Annotated in this window: 18 protein-coding genes; 12 read left to right on the top strand and 6 right to left on the bottom strand. The window is 69.4% G+C overall.

Annotation, left to right across the window (positions count from 1 at the left end):
• The first annotated feature begins 32 nt into the window (after nucleotides 1-32).
• The 6 genes from A4X17_RS05795 (at nucleotide 33) to A4X17_RS05770 (ending at nucleotide 6,597) form a co-directional block, all read left to right on the top strand.
• The gene (locus A4X17_RS05795) at nucleotides 33-914 is read left to right on the top strand and encodes a carbohydrate ABC transporter permease (RefSeq protein ID WP_064294757.1); all 882 of its coding nucleotides are present in this window, start codon (nucleotides 33-35) and stop codon (nucleotides 912-914) included.
• Entirely contained in the window at nucleotides 911-1,825 is a 915-nt protein-coding gene (locus tag A4X17_RS05790; protein WP_064294712.1) for a carbohydrate ABC transporter permease, read from the top strand. The genes A4X17_RS05795 and A4X17_RS05790 overlap by 4 nt, the downstream gene beginning before the upstream one ends.
• A complete protein-coding gene (locus A4X17_RS05785; protein ID WP_064294711.1) occupies nucleotides 1,822-2,862 on the top strand; it encodes a LacI family DNA-binding transcriptional regulator in 1,041 nt (346 codons plus the stop codon). Before A4X17_RS05790 ends, A4X17_RS05785 begins: the two co-directional genes overlap by 4 nt.
• Nucleotides 2,863-2,872: 10 nt before the next feature.
• On the top strand, nucleotides 2,873-4,315 hold the full coding sequence (locus tag A4X17_RS05780) for a glycoside hydrolase family 32 protein (RefSeq protein WP_064294710.1): 1,443 nt from the start codon (nucleotides 2,873-2,875) through the stop codon (nucleotides 4,313-4,315).
• Nucleotides 4,316-4,396: 81 nt separating this feature from the next.
• Nucleotides 4,397-5,974, top strand: coding sequence for a glycoside hydrolase family 32 protein (locus A4X17_RS05775; protein ID WP_064294709.1), 1,578 nt, complete (start codon nucleotides 4,397-4,399; stop codon nucleotides 5,972-5,974).
• Between the two features lie 35 nt (nucleotides 5,975-6,009).
• The gene (locus A4X17_RS05770; RefSeq protein ID WP_064294708.1) at nucleotides 6,010-6,597 is read left to right on the top strand and encodes a DUF1349 domain-containing protein; all 588 of its coding nucleotides are present in this window, start codon (nucleotides 6,010-6,012) and stop codon (nucleotides 6,595-6,597) included.
• On the opposite strand, the gene A4X17_RS05765 is transcribed toward A4X17_RS05770, so the two are convergent.
• Nucleotides 6,551-7,558: a YafY family protein gene (locus tag A4X17_RS05765; RefSeq protein ID WP_064294707.1), complete on the bottom strand. Its 1,008-nt coding sequence runs from the start codon at nucleotides 7,556-7,558 to the stop codon at nucleotides 6,551-6,553. The genes A4X17_RS05770 and A4X17_RS05765 overlap by 47 nt on opposite strands.
• Before the next feature lie 98 nt (nucleotides 7,559-7,656).
• Here A4X17_RS05765 and A4X17_RS05760 point away from each other — a divergent pair, with 98 nt between their 5' ends.
• Nucleotides 7,657-8,115: a VOC family protein gene (locus tag A4X17_RS05760; RefSeq protein ID WP_064294706.1), complete on the top strand. Its 459-nt coding sequence runs from the start codon at nucleotides 7,657-7,659 to the stop codon at nucleotides 8,113-8,115.
• Between the two features lie 88 nt (nucleotides 8,116-8,203).
• Here the strand turns inward: A4X17_RS05760 and A4X17_RS05755 are convergent, their stop codons facing one another.
• Nucleotides 8,204-8,794: a DUF805 domain-containing protein gene (locus A4X17_RS05755; RefSeq protein ID WP_064294705.1), complete on the bottom strand. Its 591-nt coding sequence runs from the start codon at nucleotides 8,792-8,794 to the stop codon at nucleotides 8,204-8,206.
• Between the two features lie 242 nt (nucleotides 8,795-9,036).
• Here A4X17_RS05755 and A4X17_RS05750 point away from each other — a divergent pair, with 242 nt between their 5' ends.
• Together A4X17_RS05750 and A4X17_RS05745 are read left to right on the top strand one after the other, a co-directional pair.
• The gene (locus A4X17_RS05750) at nucleotides 9,037-10,308 is read left to right on the top strand and encodes an HNH endonuclease signature motif containing protein (protein WP_064294704.1); all 1,272 of its coding nucleotides are present in this window, start codon (nucleotides 9,037-9,039) and stop codon (nucleotides 10,306-10,308) included.
• A gap of 206 nt (nucleotides 10,309-10,514) precedes the next feature.
• Nucleotides 10,515-11,909, top strand: a complete 1,395-nt coding sequence (locus A4X17_RS05745) for a BNR-4 repeat-containing protein (RefSeq protein ID WP_231884297.1) — start codon at nucleotides 10,515-10,517, stop codon at nucleotides 11,907-11,909.
• Between the two features lie 98 nt (nucleotides 11,910-12,007).
• Here the strand turns inward: A4X17_RS05745 and A4X17_RS05740 are convergent, their stop codons facing one another.
• Nucleotides 12,008-12,319, bottom strand: coding sequence for a GNAT family N-acetyltransferase (locus A4X17_RS05740; protein ID WP_064294703.1), 312 nt, complete (start codon nucleotides 12,317-12,319; stop codon nucleotides 12,008-12,010).
• A gap of 178 nt (nucleotides 12,320-12,497) precedes the next feature.
• Here A4X17_RS05740 and A4X17_RS05735 point away from each other — a divergent pair, with 178 nt between their 5' ends.
• Together A4X17_RS05735 and A4X17_RS05730 are read left to right on the top strand one after the other, a co-directional pair.
• Nucleotides 12,498-13,766, top strand: coding sequence for an ammonium transporter (locus A4X17_RS05735; protein WP_064294702.1), 1,269 nt, complete (start codon nucleotides 12,498-12,500; stop codon nucleotides 13,764-13,766).
• A gap of 46 nt (nucleotides 13,767-13,812) precedes the next feature.
• The gene (locus A4X17_RS05730; protein ID WP_064294701.1) at nucleotides 13,813-14,436 is read left to right on the top strand and encodes a hypothetical protein; all 624 of its coding nucleotides are present in this window, start codon (nucleotides 13,813-13,815) and stop codon (nucleotides 14,434-14,436) included.
• Here the strand turns inward: A4X17_RS05730 and A4X17_RS05725 are convergent.
• On the bottom strand, nucleotides 14,427-14,945 hold the full coding sequence (locus tag A4X17_RS05725) for a DUF3592 domain-containing protein (protein ID WP_064294700.1): 519 nt from the start codon (nucleotides 14,943-14,945) through the stop codon (nucleotides 14,427-14,429). The two genes, A4X17_RS05730 and A4X17_RS05725, sit on opposite strands and share 10 nt — an antisense overlap.
• A 24-nt stretch (nucleotides 14,946-14,969) precedes the next feature.
• On the bottom strand, nucleotides 14,970-15,470 hold the full coding sequence (locus A4X17_RS05720) for a DUF4188 domain-containing protein (protein WP_064294699.1): 501 nt from the start codon (nucleotides 15,468-15,470) through the stop codon (nucleotides 14,970-14,972).
• Between the two features lie 69 nt (nucleotides 15,471-15,539).
• Between A4X17_RS05720 and A4X17_RS05715 the strand changes: the two genes are divergently transcribed.
• Complete coding sequence (locus A4X17_RS05715; RefSeq protein ID WP_064294698.1) at nucleotides 15,540-16,172, top strand: MerR family transcriptional regulator; 633 nt, start codon at nucleotides 15,540-15,542, stop codon at nucleotides 16,170-16,172.
• 19 nt (nucleotides 16,173-16,191) lie between these two features.
• On the opposite strand, the gene A4X17_RS05710 is transcribed toward A4X17_RS05715, so the two are convergent.
• The gene (locus A4X17_RS05710) at nucleotides 16,192-17,109 is read right to left on the bottom strand and encodes a carbohydrate kinase (RefSeq protein ID WP_064294697.1); all 918 of its coding nucleotides are present in this window, start codon (nucleotides 17,107-17,109) and stop codon (nucleotides 16,192-16,194) included.
• Nucleotides 17,110-17,114 lie beyond the last annotated feature (5 nt).

Raw genomic sequence — 17,114 nt, 5'->3', positions numbered from 1 at the left:
CACCACGGCGGCGGAAGCCGATGTCCACCTCGATGCTGCCCCGCCGGTCGACCTTGTCGGTGCTCGTGTTCCTCGTGCCGCCGCTCCTCCTCTACGGTGTGGCGGTGCTCCTGCCGATCGTGCAGTCGCTGTTCCTCAGCCTCTTCTCATGGGACGGCATCACGGACATGGCGTTCGTCGGACTCGACAACTACGTCAAGATGCTCACGCGGGACGACGTCTTCTGGACCTCCTTCGGCAACGCCCTCGGCTACCTCGCGATCTGCCTGGTGCTCCAGCTCGGCGGCGCGCTCCTCGTCGCCGGGCTGCTCACCGCCCTCCCCCGGGCCCGCGAGCTCGTCAAGACGCTCTACCTCCTGCCCGCCGTCATCTCGACGGTCGCGATCGCCATCCTGTTCCAGCGGCTGTACGCCCTCGAACCGGTCGGGCTGATCAACCAGCTGCTCGCGTGGGTCGGACTCGGCGACCTCCAGACGGCCTGGCTGTCGAACGTGCAGACCGTCCTCGCCGCGGTGTCGATCCCGGAGGGCTGGCGGTTCACCGGCCTGTACATGCTCATCATCTACGCCGCCCTCATGGCCGTGCCCCGCGACCTCGAGGAGGCCGCCCGGCTGGACGGCGCCTCCTGGTGGCAGATCTTCTGGCGGATCCGCTTCCCGTACATCCGGCCGGTGTGGATCACGACGACGGTCATGGCGACCACCTTCGCCCTCCGCGGCTTCGACATCCCGTACCTGCTGACGAACGGCGGGCCCGGTCAGTCGTCCGAGCTGCTGACCACCTACATGTACAAGACGGCGTTCGTCCACACGGATTACGGCTACGCCAGCGCGATCTCCATGTTCATCGTCCTCGAGTGTCTCGTCGCCGTCGGCCTCATCTTCCTGCTGCTCCGACGGAAGGACAAGTCATGACCGCCACCCTCCCCGCCCGGCCGACCGAACACGTCGCGCCCCCGGCGGCGTCGACACCGAAGCGGAAGCCCCGGCACACCCCGCGCGTGCGGGTGCAGCGGACGATCCTCACCGTGACCGTCGTCGCGATCGTGCTCGTCCAGGTCTACCCGCTCGTCTGGTTGCTGGTCACGAGCTTCCGGACGGCGGCCGACTTCGCCGGTGGCAACCCCTTCGCGCTGCCGTCCGAGTGGACGCTCGACAACTACGCAAGGGCGTTCTCGACCGGCAACCTCGGGCTCAACATCGTCAACAGCCTGATCGTCACCCTCGGGTCGAGTGCCCTGATCGTCATCGCCGGCATGATGGCGGCGTACGCGCTCCAGGTCCTCGGGTTCCGGTTCAGCGGGCTCGTCCGCGGTCTGTTCCTCCTCGGCATCATCGTGCCCGTGCAGATCGCGCTCGTCCCCCTGTTCATCGACTACTCGCAGGTCGGCCTGCTCGACACCCACCTGTCGATGATCATCCCGCTGGCGGCGTTCGCCCTGCCGATGGCCGTGTACCTGTTCTCGTCGTTCTACGAGTACATCCCGAAGGAGATGTACGAGGCCGCGTCGCTCGACGGGGCGGGTCCGTACCGGATCTTCGGACAGATCACGTTCCCGCTCTCGGTCAACACGATCATCACCGTCGTGCTCGTCAACAGCATCTTCATCTGGAACGACTTCATCTTCGCGAACACCTTCGTGCTCTCCGACGGATTGAAGACCATCCCGCTCGGCCTGCAGAACTACATCGGGGCGATGGGGAACACTGATTGGACGGCGACGTTCGCCGCCGTCTGCGTCACGGTCACACCGCTGCTGTTGGTGTTCCTCGTGTTGAACAAAGCGATGATCAGCGGCCTCGAGAGCGGAGCGACCAAGGGATGAGCAGCACCGACCAGCCGAAGCCCGGCTCAGACCACCCGAAGAACACCTCGGGCATCACGATGCGCGACGTCGCGAAGGCCGCCGGTGTCTCCGTGGCGACCGTCTCGCACGTCGTCAACGACAAGCCGGGGTCGCGGATCGGCGAGGACGCCAAACGTCGGGTGCACGAGGCGGTGGCGGAGCTCGGCTACCGGCCGAACGCCCTCGCGAAGACGCTGTCCCAGGGGCACTCCCGGTTCATCGGCCTCGTCGCCGACGCGATCGCGACCACCCCGTTCGCCGGCCAGATCATCCACGGCGCCCAGGACGAGGCGTGGCGCCACGGCTACGTCCTGCTCGTCGCCAACACCGACGGCAACACGGCCGCCGAGGAGGAGGCGATCGCGATGATGCTCGAGCACCAGGTCCGCGGGATCCTCTACTCCACCTGGTTCCACCACGAGATCACCGTGCCCGAGGCACTCCTCCAGACCGACACCGTGCTCGTGTACTGCTACGCCGCCGGAAGCGGGCTCCCGGCCGTCGTGCCCGACGAGGAGCAGGGCGGGCGGACCGCGACCGAGGCGCTGCTCGCGGCCGGCCACCGACGGATCGCGTTCGTCAACACGACGACCCCCTCACCGGCGCAGACCGGCCGGCTCGCCGGATACCGCTCGGCGCTGCAGGCGGCGCAAGTGGCGTTCGACGACGCCCTCGTGATCCCGGCATCACCGGAGCAGGAGGGTGGGTACGCGGCGACCGCCGAGGTCGTCGACTCAGGCGCCACCGCGGTCTTCTGCCACAACGACCGCGTGGCGATGGGACTCTACGACGGGCTGCGCGAGCGCGGACTGCGGATCCCCGACGACATGGCGGTCATGGGGTTCGACAACCAGGACGTCATCGCCGCCCACCTCCGGCCGCCGCTGTCGACGGTCGCCCTCCCCCACTACGAGCTCGGAGCGGCCGGCGTCCGTCGGCTGCTCGGTCTCGACGCCGCGCTGCCCGCCGGGCCGCAGCTCATCGCCTGCCCGGCCGTCCCGCGGCACTCCGTCTGAGGGCGCGACCGTGCACGACGAGCAGCACGCCTTTCCACGGCCCGGCTTCCACCTGACGCCACAGCGGAACTGGATGAACGACCCGAACGGCTTGGTCTTCCATCGCGGGCGGTGGCACGCGTTCTTCCAGTACAACCCGGAGGGTGGCGACTGGGGCAACATGAGCTGGGGTCACGCCTCGAGCGTCGACCTGCAGCACTGGGACGAGCATCCGGTAGCCCTGCGGTACACCGCCGAGGAGCAGGTGTACTCGGGATCCGTGGTCGCCGCGGGTCCCGACGGGCGCCTCACGGCGTACTACACGAGCGTGTCCACCGACGGTCGGCAGGCGCAGTCCCGGGCGACCAGTGACGACGACGGGCTCACCTGGCAGCGCGACCCGGAGAACCCGATCCTCGACCGCGGCTCGCACGCCTTCCGCGACCCGAAGATCATCCGGTACGAGGACGCCACGGGTTTCCGCTGGATCATGCTCACGGTGGAGGCCGTGGAGCGTCAGGTCCTCGTGTACTCCTCCACCGACCTCCGCACCTGGGAGCACCTCAGCACCTTCGGTCCCGTCGGTCCCACCGGCGTCGTGTGGGAGTGCCCCGACCTCATCCCGCTCGCGGTCGACGGACGCCCGGACGAGGTCCGGTGGGTCCTGCTCCTCAGCACCAACCCGATCGGCGACGTGCAGGACCCGGACGGGTCGTCGATGAGCTATCTCGTCGGCGACTTCGACGGCTCGGTGTTCACGCCTGAGCGGGCCGAGCTGCAGCGGCTCGACCACGGTCGGGACTTCTACGCGGCGGTCGGGTTCGACCTCGCTCCGGACGGTGAAGCGGTGATCCTCGGTTGGATGGGCAACTGGCGCTACGCCGCCGACCTCCCCGCCTCGCCGTGGCGGGGCGCGATGTCGCTCCCGAGACGCCTGTCCTTGACCACGGTCGACGGCGAGCAGCGACTCGTGCAGGAGCCACCGGCCTTCGTCAGGGAACGACTGGCCGCGATCGACCCGACGACCGTCGCCGTGTCCTCGGACGCCGTCGACCTGATGCTCGAGGGTGACGGCGTGGTCGAGTTGCGCTGGGATCCGTCGGTCACGGGTGAGTTGCGGCTCCGGCTGACGGCCGACACCGACGGTGCGGTCCTCATCGTCCACGACCCGGCGACGGCGTCACTCTCCGTCACCCGGTCGGGCGGTGCCATGGACACGGTGCACCCCGACTTCGCCTCCACGGGCACCGTCCCGCTCGCCGGCGACCGGCCGGCGCTGCTGCTCCTCAGCCTCGACGGCCCGCTGCTCGAGCTGTTCGTCGACGGCGGTCTCGCCACCGTCTCCGACCTCGTCATCCTCGGGAGCGGACGACCGACGCTGACCCTCGCGAGCGAACGCGCCAGTCCCGTCTCGGTGGCCGTCGCCGTCCTCGACCGGGCGACCGCCACCGACCAGGTGCACGCGCTCGCCTGAGCAGTCCTCCACCGCACGATCCAGCACCATCCCGCCACGGGTGCCTTCGGCGCGCCCGCGGCACCGACGAAAGGAACAGCAATGACGCACGACCTCTCCCGCCGGACCGTCCTCCAGGGCGCCGGCCTCGGGGCGCTCGCCCTGTTCGCGAGTACCGGCACGCCCCTCGCCGCCCAGGCGGCGACCACCGCCCAGGCGCAGGCCTCCCTCAGATCGGTGTTCCACATGACGCCGCCGTCGGGGTGGCTCTGCGACCCGCAACGACCGGTGTTCACGAACGGCGCGTACCAGCTGTACTACCTGCACTCCGGCCAGAACAACGGTCCGGGCGGTTGGGATCACGCGACGACGACCGACGGCGTCGCCTTCACCCACCACGGGACCGTCATGCCGCTGCAGCCGGACTTCCCGGTGTGGTCGGGTTCCGCCGTCGTCGACACCGCGAACACCGCCGGTTTCGGTGCGGGTGCGGTCATCGCCCTCGCGACGCAGCCCACCGACGGCGTCCGGAAGTACCAGGAGCAGTACCTGTACTGGTCGACGGACGGCGGCTTCACGTTCACGATGCTCCCCGACCCGGTGATCGTGAACACCGACGGACGTGCAGCCCAGACCCCGGCGGAGATCGAGAACGCCGAGTGGTTCCGGGACCCGAAGGTCCATTGGGACGCGGCCAGGAACGAATGGGTGTGCGTCATCGGCCGGGCGCGCTACGCGGCCTTCTACACCTCGCCCGACCTCACGACGTGGCAGTTGCAGCACAACTTCGACTTCCCGAACCACGACCTCGGTGGCATCGAGTGCCCGGACCTGTTCCAGATGCGAGCGGGCGACGGCAGCTGGCACTGGGTCTTGGGCGCCAGCATGGACGCCTACTCGATCGGCCTGCCGATGACCTACGCCTACTGGACGGGCACGTGGGACGGGACGCGGTTCACCGCCGACGACCTCACCCCGCAGTGGCTGGACTGGGGCTGGGATTGGTATGCCGCCGTCACCTGGCCGAAGGCGGAGTCGCCCGACGACCGCCGGCTCGCGATCGCGTGGATGAACAACTGGAAGTACGCGGCCCGCGACGTCCCCACCGACGCCTCGGACGGCTACAACGGCCAGAACTCCGTCGTCCGGGAGCTGCGACTCGAGGCGCAGTCCGGTGGTCGGTACAGCCTGCTCAGTTCACCCGTGGACGCTTTGGCCGGGTATGCGACCTCCACCGTCTCCCTCCCGGACCAGACGGTCACCGGGAGCGCCGTCCTGCCCTGGAGCGGCCGGGCGTACGAGATCGAACTCGACCTCACCTGGGACACCGCGAACAGTGTCGGTCTCTCCGTCGGTCGTTCGGCGGACGGCTCCCGCCACACCAACATCGGGAAGGCCGGGGGCGAGCTCTACGTCGACCGCGCACCGTCCGACCTGGCCGGCTTCTCGCTGCAGCCGTACACCCGGGCCGCGGCACCGATCGACGCGGCTGCACGCTCGGTCCATCTGCGGGTCTTCGTCGACACGCAGAGCGTCGAGGTCTTCGTCAACGCCGGTCACACCGTCGTCTCGCAGCAGGTGCACTTCGCCGAGGGCGACACGGGGATCTCGCTCTACACCGATGGCGGGCCACTGATCGCCTCGGCGATCACGATCCGCGAGTTCGGCACGGCGATCTGAGGCGAGCGCGCGCATCCATACGTCAGGATGGACGGATGGATCTGCAGAACCTGGTCGAACACGGACATTGGACGACGGCCCCTGCGGCGGTGACGACGGAGCCGGACGGTTCCCTGCACGTCACCGCCGTCGAGAGCAGTGACGCCTGGCGGCACACCTCGTACGGTTTCGTCCACGACACGGAGCACGCGCTGATCGCGCCGATGCAGCGACGGGCGGCAATCGAGGTGTCGTTCGTCCTCGACGGCTCCGAGCAGTTCGATCAAGCCGGCGTGTTCCTCCGCGCCTCCGAGTCGACGTGGATCAAGGCCGGGGTCGAGGTGTCCGACGGGGTCGCCCAGCTCGGTGCGGTCGTGACGCACGGGACCTCCGACTGGTCGGTGGCGCCGGTCCCCGACTGGCTCGGACGAACGGTCACCGTGCGCGCGAGCCGCGACGGTGACGCCGTGATCGTACGCGCACGGGTGGACGACGAGGACTGGCGACTGGTCCGCGTCGCCCACCTCGACCCGGAGACCGACGTCGAGGCGGGGCTGTTCTGTGCAGCCCCGACGCGCGCCGGCCTCACGGTCCGGTTCACCGCGGTGCGTCTCGGTCAGCCGGACGACGCGCTCCACGGCTGACCGTCTGTGCGGTCGCGGCATTGCGCTCCGCGAGCTGCGCGAACGCGGCGACGAGCTCGGGCGGCTCGACGACGTCGATGTCGGTGTCGAAGCGGTTCAGGGAGGCGGCGAGCGCCACCCACGACCATGCGCCGGCGGTGTAGCGCGTGCGGTCCGGGCCGAGGGGCTCGGCGATGCCGTCGCCGACGAACGGTCGGACCGCCTCGAACGGCAGGTGGAGCACGACGGTGCCGACACAGGGCCAGGCGTCGGTCTGCTCGGATCCCTTGAACCTCGCCGCCACGAACGCCTGCACGTCTCCACCCGGCACCTCACGCGGACGGAACCGCGGTCCGGTCGGCGTCCTCGGCACGATGCGGTCGGCGCGGAAGATCCGCCAGTCGTCGCGGTCGAGGTCCCAGGCCACGAGGTACCAGTGCCCCTGGGAGGTGACCAGGTGGTGCGGCTCGACGCGCCGAGGCGGTTCCGGGTCGTCGTCGGATCGCCCGAACCGGAGCACCTCCCGCGCGCGGATGGCCGCGGACAGCGCGAGGAGGATCGGCACGGCCACCTGCGGGGTCGGTCCGTCGCCTGAGCGGGGCACCGAGGTGACCTCGAGGGCGTCGAGTCGATGCCGCAGCCGTGACGGCAGGACCTGTCTCACGGTCGTCAGTGCTCGGAGCGCCGGCTCCTCGAACCCGGATCCCGCGACGGCTGCGGTCTGGAGGGCGATGGTGAGCGCGACGATCTGCTCGTCGTCGAAGAGCAGTGGCGGGAGTTCGCTCCCGGCGTCGAGGTGGTACCCGCCGTCCGGCCCCATCGTGGCCTCGATGCGATACCCCATCTCGCGGAGCCGGTCGACGTCGCGGCGGATCGTGCGGTGACTGACGTCCAGCCGGTCGGCGAGCAGGGCACCCGGCCAGTCGCGCCGTGCCTGCAGGAGCGAGAGCAACTGCAGGAGTCTGGAGGTCGGTGAGGCCATGGTGCGAGCGTAGTCCGAGTGCAGGACATGATCTGTCCTAGACGCCTGAGACAGTGGTGCTCGACCGGGAGGAGCCCGGCACGACTCGAGGAGCACACATGAGCATCACGACCACGACCCACCTCAACTTCCAGGGCGACGCCCGCGCTGCGCTGGAGTTCTACCAGTCCGTCTTCGGCGGGCGGACGACGATCGCGAGCTACAGCGACGTCGGGATGCCGAAGGACGCTCCGGGCGCCGACCTGGTCGTCTTCGGTCAGGTCGAATCCGAGGACGGCTTCCGGGTGATGGCGTACGACAGCCCCGGAGCTCCGGCGGCGTCCCTGATCGGCACCGGAACGACCCGCCGCGAGCACGGGACGACGGTCACCGAGCAGCCCTGCTTCGTCGCGGTGCGTGGCGAGACGCTCGCGGAGGTCGAGGTGTTCTGGAACCGACTCGTCGTGGGAGGTTCGGTCGTCGAAGAGCTCGCCGCGTCCGCCTGGAGCCCCGGCTTCGGCATGGTGACCGACCGGTTCGGCGTCACGTGGGTGCTTGACGTGGCAGCGGCCGATTGAGGCGTCCACGTCCGTCCTGCGAGACAGGGAACGGGCCGGTGCGGACGATCGTGTCCACACCGGCCCGTTCCGGTCGTCGGGTTGCGACTCAGCGCACGGTGTCGAACCGCTGACCCTCGGGCTTCGAGGGCAGGAGGAAGAGGACGAGCAGGATGATGCCGCCGACCGATGGGATGAGCGAGAAGAAGTAGAACGGGCCGGGGAAGTTGGCGTCGTGGAGACGGCGCCAAGCGAGGGCCAGGTTCGGGACGATGGTCGCCAACCAGATGAGGCCGAGGAGGACGACACCCGTCAGGATCAGCGGAGCAGCCCCGGGGATCTCGAGGATGCCGGGCTGGGTGTAGTAGGTCCGAGAGCCGGTGCTGCTGTCGAACACGACGGCCTCGCGCTGCGCGGCAGCGGACGTCGCGCCGATCAGGACGCCGGTGAAGAACAGGATGTTCGGGATGAGCGTGACGAGGAAGACGAACAGCGTGACCCACCAGTACTCGCTCCGAGAAGCACGGCCGGTGAAGGTCGCGTACTTGCGGAGGTAGCGCTTGACCGCCTGCGGGAACGTCGCTCCGTAGAGCGGGAGCGTCAGGTCATCCGGGGAGGCGGCGCCGTGGATCGGAGCGGGCGCGTACGGCTGCTTGTACGTCGGCGTCGCGGGGTAGTCAGGGGTGGCGTTGGAACTCATGGTGTCTTTCGATCGAGGTACTCGGTAATGAGACCCTGGCATAACACATGTGCACCTCAGAACAACTTGCGCGACCGACCGATTTCGGGCATGCTCCGCGGCATTTCGGTGATCCTGATCCAGTCCCCGAGTACCCGCTCCGGCCTCACGTCCCTGAGCCTGTCGAAGGGCACACGAGGACCCTTCCACATCCGACCCGACTCGACATCTGGAATGTCAGTGGTCCATGGTGGACTCGTCCCATGACCGAGACCACGCTCAGCGCGATCCGCGCAAGCGACGAATACGCCGCGCGTCTCGCGGAGTTCTCGGACGAGTGGGCGGACCTCCACCGCCAGCAGGCCGTCCTGGACGCACGGAAAGCGCGCCTCCTCGCCCGCTCAGCTGCCTACGCGGACGCCTTCGCCGACGCCACCGTCCCGGCGATCTTCCCGCCGGCCGAGCGCCAGGCCTTGTCCCGCCGCTCTACCTGTGCAGCCCTCGCGATGGCGACCCGGATGCCGGAGCGGACGATCCAGCGTGCGACGAACGACGCCGAACGACTTATCAACGAAGCACCGGCGGTGCTCGAGTCGCTCGAGGCAGGCCGCATCTCGGCGCGGCATGCACAGGTGATCACGGACCAGCTCTGCGACGTCCCTGCCGCCGGTCGGGCGGTGTTCGTCGAGCAGGTGCTGCCGGTCGCCGAAGGCGCGACCGTCTCGTACCTCCGGCAACGCGCCCGCGTCCTGCGCGAGCGCCTCCATCCGGAATCGATCACCGCCCGAGCCGTCCGCTCCGAGGCGGATCGCCGGGTGGAATTCGAGCCCGCAGCGGATGGCATGGCCTGGGTGCATCTCTTCACCACCGCGCCCATCGCCCAGGGCATCATCGAACGGGTTGAAACGGCCGCCGCCGAGTCACGCGCAGCGGGCGACACCCGCACCTGCGCACAACTGCAAGCGGACGCCCTCGCGGCGCTCGCCCTCACCGGTGTCACGCCGGAAGATGTCATGTCGAGCCCGGTGCTCCCGCATCCGATCGAAGTGCAGGAGCACATCACGCCCACGGTGCAGATCACGGTCCCGGCGGTCAGCATGGCCGGTGTCTCCGAGGCGCCGGCAACGCTCGACGGGTACGGCCCCATCGACCCGGAGACCGCCGCACGCATCGCGGTGAATGCCCCGAGCTTCACCCGGATCCTGGTTCAGCCTGAAACAGGTGCGGTCCTCTCGGTCGGGCGGAATCAGTACCGCGTTCCGGCCGACCTGCAACGCGCGGTCCGGCTTCGGGACAGCACCTGTCGGGCACCGGGCTGCGGCAGACGGGCCAGAGCGTGCGATCTCGATCATTCGGTCGCGTGGGAGGACGGAGGGGCGACAGATGTCGGGAACCTCGCCTGCCTGTGTCGGCATCACCATCGCATGAAACATCTCCCCGGCTGGAGCCTCGACCACAAACCGGGCGGCGTCCTCGAGTGGACGACACCTGACGGCAAACACCACCGGACGGAACCAGACCCCGCCCCGTTCTGACCCCGCCGACGAAGGCTCCTTCGTGGTCACTTCGACAAGCTCAGTGACCGGAAGAAGTGTGCTCGGATCCGTTTCGGTCCCTGAGCCTGTCGAGGGGCAGTCGGGTAGGGACACCTCGGCGAGCGGAAGCGGTCCACGCGGGGCACTTCCGGTCCCGCCGCCGGCCAGAGCGCACGCCGAACCGTGTCCCGGAAAGCGCTTGCCGGATGCACGCTCGCACCGGTAACCTCGTCCGGAACCCCACTCGGAAGGTCGCGATGCTGCGCCGAAACGACACCTCCACCACGCCGATCGTCGTCAACGACAACGCCGCCTGGTGTTGGTTCCAGGACGAGCGCGCACTCGTCGATCCAACGTCGAACCTGCTCGTCGTCGGCTCGATCGCGTCAACGGGCGGCGTCGACGGCGAGCAGCGCGGCGGCAACGTCGAGGTCACCGTCGTCGACCTCAGCACCGGCACCGCCGACATCGTCGTCCTGCACGCACGCCTCGAGTCCGACGACCACGATGTCCCGGCTCTCTGGCGGCGGCGCGACGGGCGCTGGCTCGCGATGTACACCCGCCACAAGACCGAAGACCTCACCCGCTGGCGCATCAGTGAACCGGATGACCCACGCCACTGGGGGCCCGAGCAGACGTTCGACTGGAGCGCACACACCGGTGGACTCGGCGTGACGTACTCGAACCTCCACGAACTCGACGGCCGCCTGTACTGCTTCGCCCGCGCCGTCAACGACGACCAGTGCGCGCTCGTGTCGGACGACGACGGCGACACCTGGAACTACGCCGGCAAGCTCTTCACACGGCCGAAGGTCGGTTACGTCAACGGCTACACGCGCTACGTCTCCTCCCCCGGTCGCATCGACCTCATCACCACCGACCACCACCCGCGCGACTACGACAACAGCGTCTACCACGGCTTCCTCGACGCCGACGGGCTCCACCGGACCGACGGCGCGGTCGTCGACCCGCATCCGTTGCGTGGCGACGCACCCTCGCAGGTCGAGCTCACCACCCTCGTCGCCGCCGGCTCACGAATGCCCGACGGCGCCAGCTGGGCCGGCGACCGACTCTCCCACTGCTGGACCGTCGACGTGCGACGAGCCGCCGACGGCACCGTGGCCGCCGTCGTCTCCGCCCGCGCCGACGACGGACCAGCGCATCCGGACGAGGCGACCGAACGCCTCCGGCCCGTCCTGGACCACCGGTTCCTGTTCGCCCGCCTCACGCCCGGCGGCTCCTGGCAGGTGCACCCGCTCGCCCTCGCCGGCCCCGGCCTCCTCCCGCACGAGCAGGACTACACCGGACTCGCCGCCATCGACCCGGACGACCTCGATTCGCTCTACGTCTCGACGCCGATCGATCCCCGGGACGATCAGCCGCTCGCCCACCACGAGATCTTCCACGGTCGCACCGGCGACGGCGGAGCGACCTGGACGTGGACGCCGCTCACGGAGGACTCGGACGTCGACAACCTGCGTCCGATCGTCGCACCCGGTGGCCCCTCGACGGTCTCGCTCCTGTGGTTCCGCGGGGACATGGCGAGCTCGCAGGACCACCGGTGCGAGGCCGTCCTGCTCAGGCTGCCACGCACCGAGTGACGACCGGTCGCTCGGGCCAGGACACCCCGCCACTGAAGTCCGGATGCTTCCGGAGCTCGGTCCGGATGAACGGCCAGCTCACGCCGTATGACGACCGGTCACTCCGGCCAGGACACCTCGCCCCTGAAGTCGGGATGCTTCCGAAGATACGCCTGGATGAAGGGGCAGTACGGGACGATCGTCAGTCCTCGCTCGACCGCATCGTCGAGTGCCGCAGCGGCGAGGACGCTGCCGAGCCCCTGTCCGCCGAAGTCCGGATCGATCTCGGTGTGCGTGAAGAGGATGCGACCGGGCTCCTCCCGGTACCCGGCGATCCCGGCGACGCGCTCCCCCACCCGGATCTCGTACTCGTGGCTGTCATCGTTGCGGACGACCTGCGGGCCGTCCTCGGGTGTGCTCGATGTCGACATCAGGGCTCCCTTCCGTTCGTTCCCCACTGTACGTCGAGCGATCCGTCATGTGCTGTTTACGCAGCGGCCGATTCCGCAACGTGCCGGAAACACGCGCACAGGCCATCGGAAACACGCCGGTGTCACGCTGGGCGCACCCGACGCGCTCCAGCCGCGTCCCTGCGGAGAGGCACCTCGAATGGATCAAGGAAACACAGCGTTCATCCTGATATCGGCGGCACTCGTGCTGCTCATGACACCAGGGCTCGCGTTCTTCTACGGCGGCCTGGTCAAGGCGAAGAGCGTCATCAGCATGATGATGATGAGCTTCGGCGCACTCGGCCTCATCGGCGTCCTCTGGGTGCTCTACGGGTACGCGATCGCGTTCCCCGGCTCCGAAGGCACCGTCGCCCCCTGGGCGATCGACACGGGGAACATCGGTCTGACCGCCGCCCTCGAGACGCCTGAGGGAGCGGCCTACCCGCCACTCGCCTTCGTCGCCTTCCAGGCCACCTTCGCGATCATCACCGTCGCCCTCGTCTCCGGCGCCATCGCCGACCGCGCGAAGTTCGGCTCCTGGATGATCTTCGCCGGCATCTGGGCGACCGTCGTCTACTTCCCCGTCGCGAGCTGGGTGTTCAACTTCGGCCTCGCCGACGACGGCAGCTTCGCCTACGGCGGTTGGATCACGCACGGCCTGCAGGACGTCTTCGGCGTCGGCGTCATTGACTTCGCCGGTGGCACCGCGGTCCACATCAACGCCGGTGCTGCAGCCCTCGCCCTCGCGCTCGTCCTCGGCCGCCGCGTCGGGTTCAAGAAGGGCGTCCACGTCCCCCACAACCCGCCGTTCGTGCTCCTCGGCGCCGGTCTGCTCTGGTTCGGCTGGTTCGGCTTCAACGCCGGTTCGGAACTGGCGGCCGACGGCACCGCTGCACTCGTGTTCGTCAACACCATCGCGGCGCCGGCCGCAGCCCTGCTCGCCTGGCTCATCGTCGAGAAGATCAAGGACGGCAAGCCGACCTCGGTCGGTGCCGCATCGGGTGCCGTCGCCGGTCTCGTCGCGATCACCCCGGCGTGTGGTTCGCTGCACCCGATCTGGGCCATCGTCCTCGGCCTCGTGGCCGGTGTCGTGTGCGCCCTCGCCATCGAACTGAAGTTCAAGCTCGGCTTCGACGACTCGCTCGACGTCGTGGGTATCCACCTCGTCGGTGGCCTCATCGGAACCCTGTACCTCGGCTTCTTCGCCAACGGCACCGGCCTCTTCATGGGTGGTGACGCTTCGCAGCTGCTCGTCCAGGCGATCGCCGCGTTCGCCGTCCTCATCTACTCCTTCGTGCTCGCCTTCATCATCGGCTTCGCGATCGAGAAGACGATCGGCTTCCGCGTGAAGAACGAGGACGAGATCGCCGGCATCGACACCGTGGTCCACGGTGAAGAGGGGTATGTCCTGGTCGACACCAAGGCCTGATCCACCGGCCTGAACGACCTGCCCGACCCGACCCGACGAGGACGAGATGCGCGGAGCAGCTGGACCCGAACCGGCTGCCACCCCCGCTCATCTCGTCCTCGTCGACGTCGCGTCACGACCACCGGCCGACCCGGGCCCGCCCCGGCTCGTCCGGTTCGCCGACCTCGTGCGGCAACCACTCGACCGTGGCCGTGGCAGCGTGCGAGACGTCTGGACGAGCACCGACGTCGACCGCCTCATCCGCTGGCGACTGCAGGTCGTCGAGCTCCGTGACGCCGCCGGACTCATCGCCGCTCCCGACGACATGAACCACGCGATCGTCGGCTTCGCCGGCCCACAGGTCGCGGTCCGCGCGGGCGGGAACGAGCTGAACGGCCCCGGGCGCATCCTGCACCGCGACGAGGTCCTGACGGTCCGCGAAGCCTCGGTGCGCCTCTCGAGACCACGGCTCCGGGCCTCGGGGTCGAGTTCGATGATCCTGCTGAGCTACAGCACCTCGGAGGACCCGCCGACGCTGAGCTTCGAGCAGCCGGACGCCGCGCACGACCCCGCCGACGGCCTGCGGATCACCCTCGCCCTGCGCGGTCCGATCCGGCGCGGCGAGGGCGAGGTCCCGCAGGGTGCCGCACTCGTCTCCGCGCCGTTCGCCGTTCCGCCGCGCTACCGCTGAGCGGCGGAAGCCTGCATCGCAGCACGGCGCGCCTGCGCACGCTCCGACCTCCCACGGCCCGTCATCACCAGCATCAGGACACCTGTCCCCCCGAGGATGACGGTGAAGACCGCTCCGAGCCCCGTCATCCACTCGCCCTCGCCCCCATAGCCTTCGACGACCGCCACCCCCGGGTCCGTCGCGCGGTACACGATCACGACCTCGTCGCCGACGGACGGCCGGTCGCTGATGTCCCATGATTCCCACACCGAGTGCACGACGTCGTCGGTGGACCGGTAGTCGACCCGGAAGTCCAGGTCGGAGGCCTCGACACCGTCCTGCACCTCGGCGACCGTGCCGGTGGTGCGCGTCCCCGTCTCCAGCAACTCGTCGTCCGCCAGCCGGAGGCCGACGCCGATCGCGATCATCACCGGACCGATGAGGAGCATGCCCAGGATCAACGCGACGATGCCGAGGCGCCTGCGAGTGGGATGCGACGCCGCGGGGGCAGGTTGCTTCTGGAGGTCCACCCGCCCATCTCAACACACGCGCGGTCAGGCCGACGCCTCCGACGCACCGGTCCGGCCGTCGGCGAACCGCTGGCGCGCGTGCTGCTGCCGCGACCCGACGGGCACCGCCTCGGTCGCCGCCGGGAGCCCCATGGACGGGGTCGACACGTAGATGCTCTCGGCGCGATCGACGAGGAACGTCTCGTGCCAGACGCCGACGGCCTTCGGCGCGGACCGGGCACGCTTGTTGAAGCGCGACCAGGCGGGCCGATGGGCGGAGGCCGGAGCCGACGCGTAGGCGTAGAGCTTGTCGATCGACGACCAGTACTGGACGAGGTACGGGCCACTGGAACCGAGCAGGAAGTGCGAGCCGAGGAGCCCGGACTCCGGATCGGACATGAGCTCCTGCAGCATGCGCGGCATGTCACCGAAGATCGGGAGCCACTTGTCCACCCGCCACCACTGGTTGATGGTCATCCCGATGTGGAACACGACGAGCTCACCCTCGTGACGATGGGTGATTCGGCCGACGACGACGCGTGACATACACTGCTCCTGTTCGATAGTGACGCTATCCAAGTTGGATAGTAGCACTATCCAGACGAGGAGGACAGGATGAGGATCTCGGAACTCGCGGCAGTGTCCGAGGTGCCGGTGGCGACCATCAAGTACTACCTCCGCGAGCAACTCCTCCCGGAGGGCGAGCGCACCTCGGCGACCCAGGCGAGCTACGGCGACGCCCACGTGTCCCGGCTCCGCGTGATCCGCGCGCTCCTCACCGCCGGCGTGACCATCGCGGAGACCCGCAACGTCGTCGTCGCACTGGACTCGCCGCCGACGGGCCCCTACGACCTCCTCGGCGTTGCCCACACCGCCGTCACCCCGCGCCCGAGCGGTCCGGTCGACACCACCCGCGCACTGGGGCTCTACGAACGACTCGGCGGGATCGAGGCGCGGTGTGACCCCGGACTCCTCGCCGGCCTGGCCGGGGCCCTGGACACCCTGGAACGAGCGGGCTTCACCGTGCCACCCACGGTCCTCGACCGCTACGTCGACGCAGCCCGCAGTATCGCCGAAGCCGAGATCGACGGCATCCCGGCGGACTCCCCCGAGCTCGCGGTGCAGTACATCGTGCTCGGCACCGTGCTCACCGAACCGCTGCTCCTCGCCCTCCGTCGGGCGGCCCAGCAGGTGGTGTCGTCTGAGCGTTTCGCCGGGACGGAAGCCCCGGTGTCCCAGCCGTCCTGAGGCTCAGGCGCCCAGCGCCTCAGGCGTCGAGTTCCGCCGAGGTGGGCGGGTTCGCCCCAGGCCGTGACACCGTGATGCTCGCGGCCCGTGCGGCGCGGTCGAGCAGCCGCCGCAGCACCTCGTCGGACACCTCGCGGAGTCGCTCCTCGGCCCCGGGCCCTGCGATACCGGCGGTCAGCAGTCCGTCGATCAGCGCACCCATGAACGTGTCGCCGGCACCGACGGTGTCGGCCACCTGCACCCGTGGCGTCTCGATCTCGAGCACGGAACCGTCTCGCACCGCGACAGCCCCGTCACCACCCATCGTCACGACCACGAGTCCCGGCCCGGCCGCGACCCACTCCCGAGCGGCGTCGACCGGCGCCACACCGGGCAACAGGAACGCGACGTCCTCGTCACTCGCCTTCACGACGTGTGCGCGCGCGATGCAGTCGAGCGCCGCCTGACGGACGCGGGCCGCGTCGTCGATGAGCGACGGCCGGATGTTCGGGTCGTAGGTGATGAGCGCCGAGGGACGACGCGCCTCGACCAACTCGCGGAGGCGGTCGGCACTCGGCTCGAGGACCGAGGCGATCGAGCCGGTGTGGACGACGGCGGCGTCCGGCGCACCCGAGGCCTCCAGATCGAGCGAGAGGTCGAACTCGTAGGTGGCCGCGCCTTCGGCGTCGAGGGTCGCCTGCGCCGTGGACGTCCGGCCGGTCGGAGCCGACACGAGGGTCACCGCGGACGCGTCGAGCCAGGAGCGGATCGCCGCGCCTCGCTCGTCGTCGCCCACATGGGTCACCAGGGCCGGGACGCGGCCCAGCCGACCGAGGGTGATCCCGACGTTCGCCGGGCTGCCGCCGGGACTCTCCGCCTGCGTCCCGTCGAGCCGCCGGACGATGTCGATGAGGGTCTCGCCGGCGATGAGGACGTCGGTCGTGGGGGCTGCGTGCATGGCAT

The organism is Plantibacter sp. H53, assembly GCF_001650455.1.
Lineage (GTDB): Bacteria > Actinomycetota > Actinomycetes > Actinomycetales > Microbacteriaceae > Plantibacter > Plantibacter flavus_A.
Note: the sequence above shows the minus strand (reverse complement) of the source record. Positions and strands in the feature narration are given on the sequence as shown.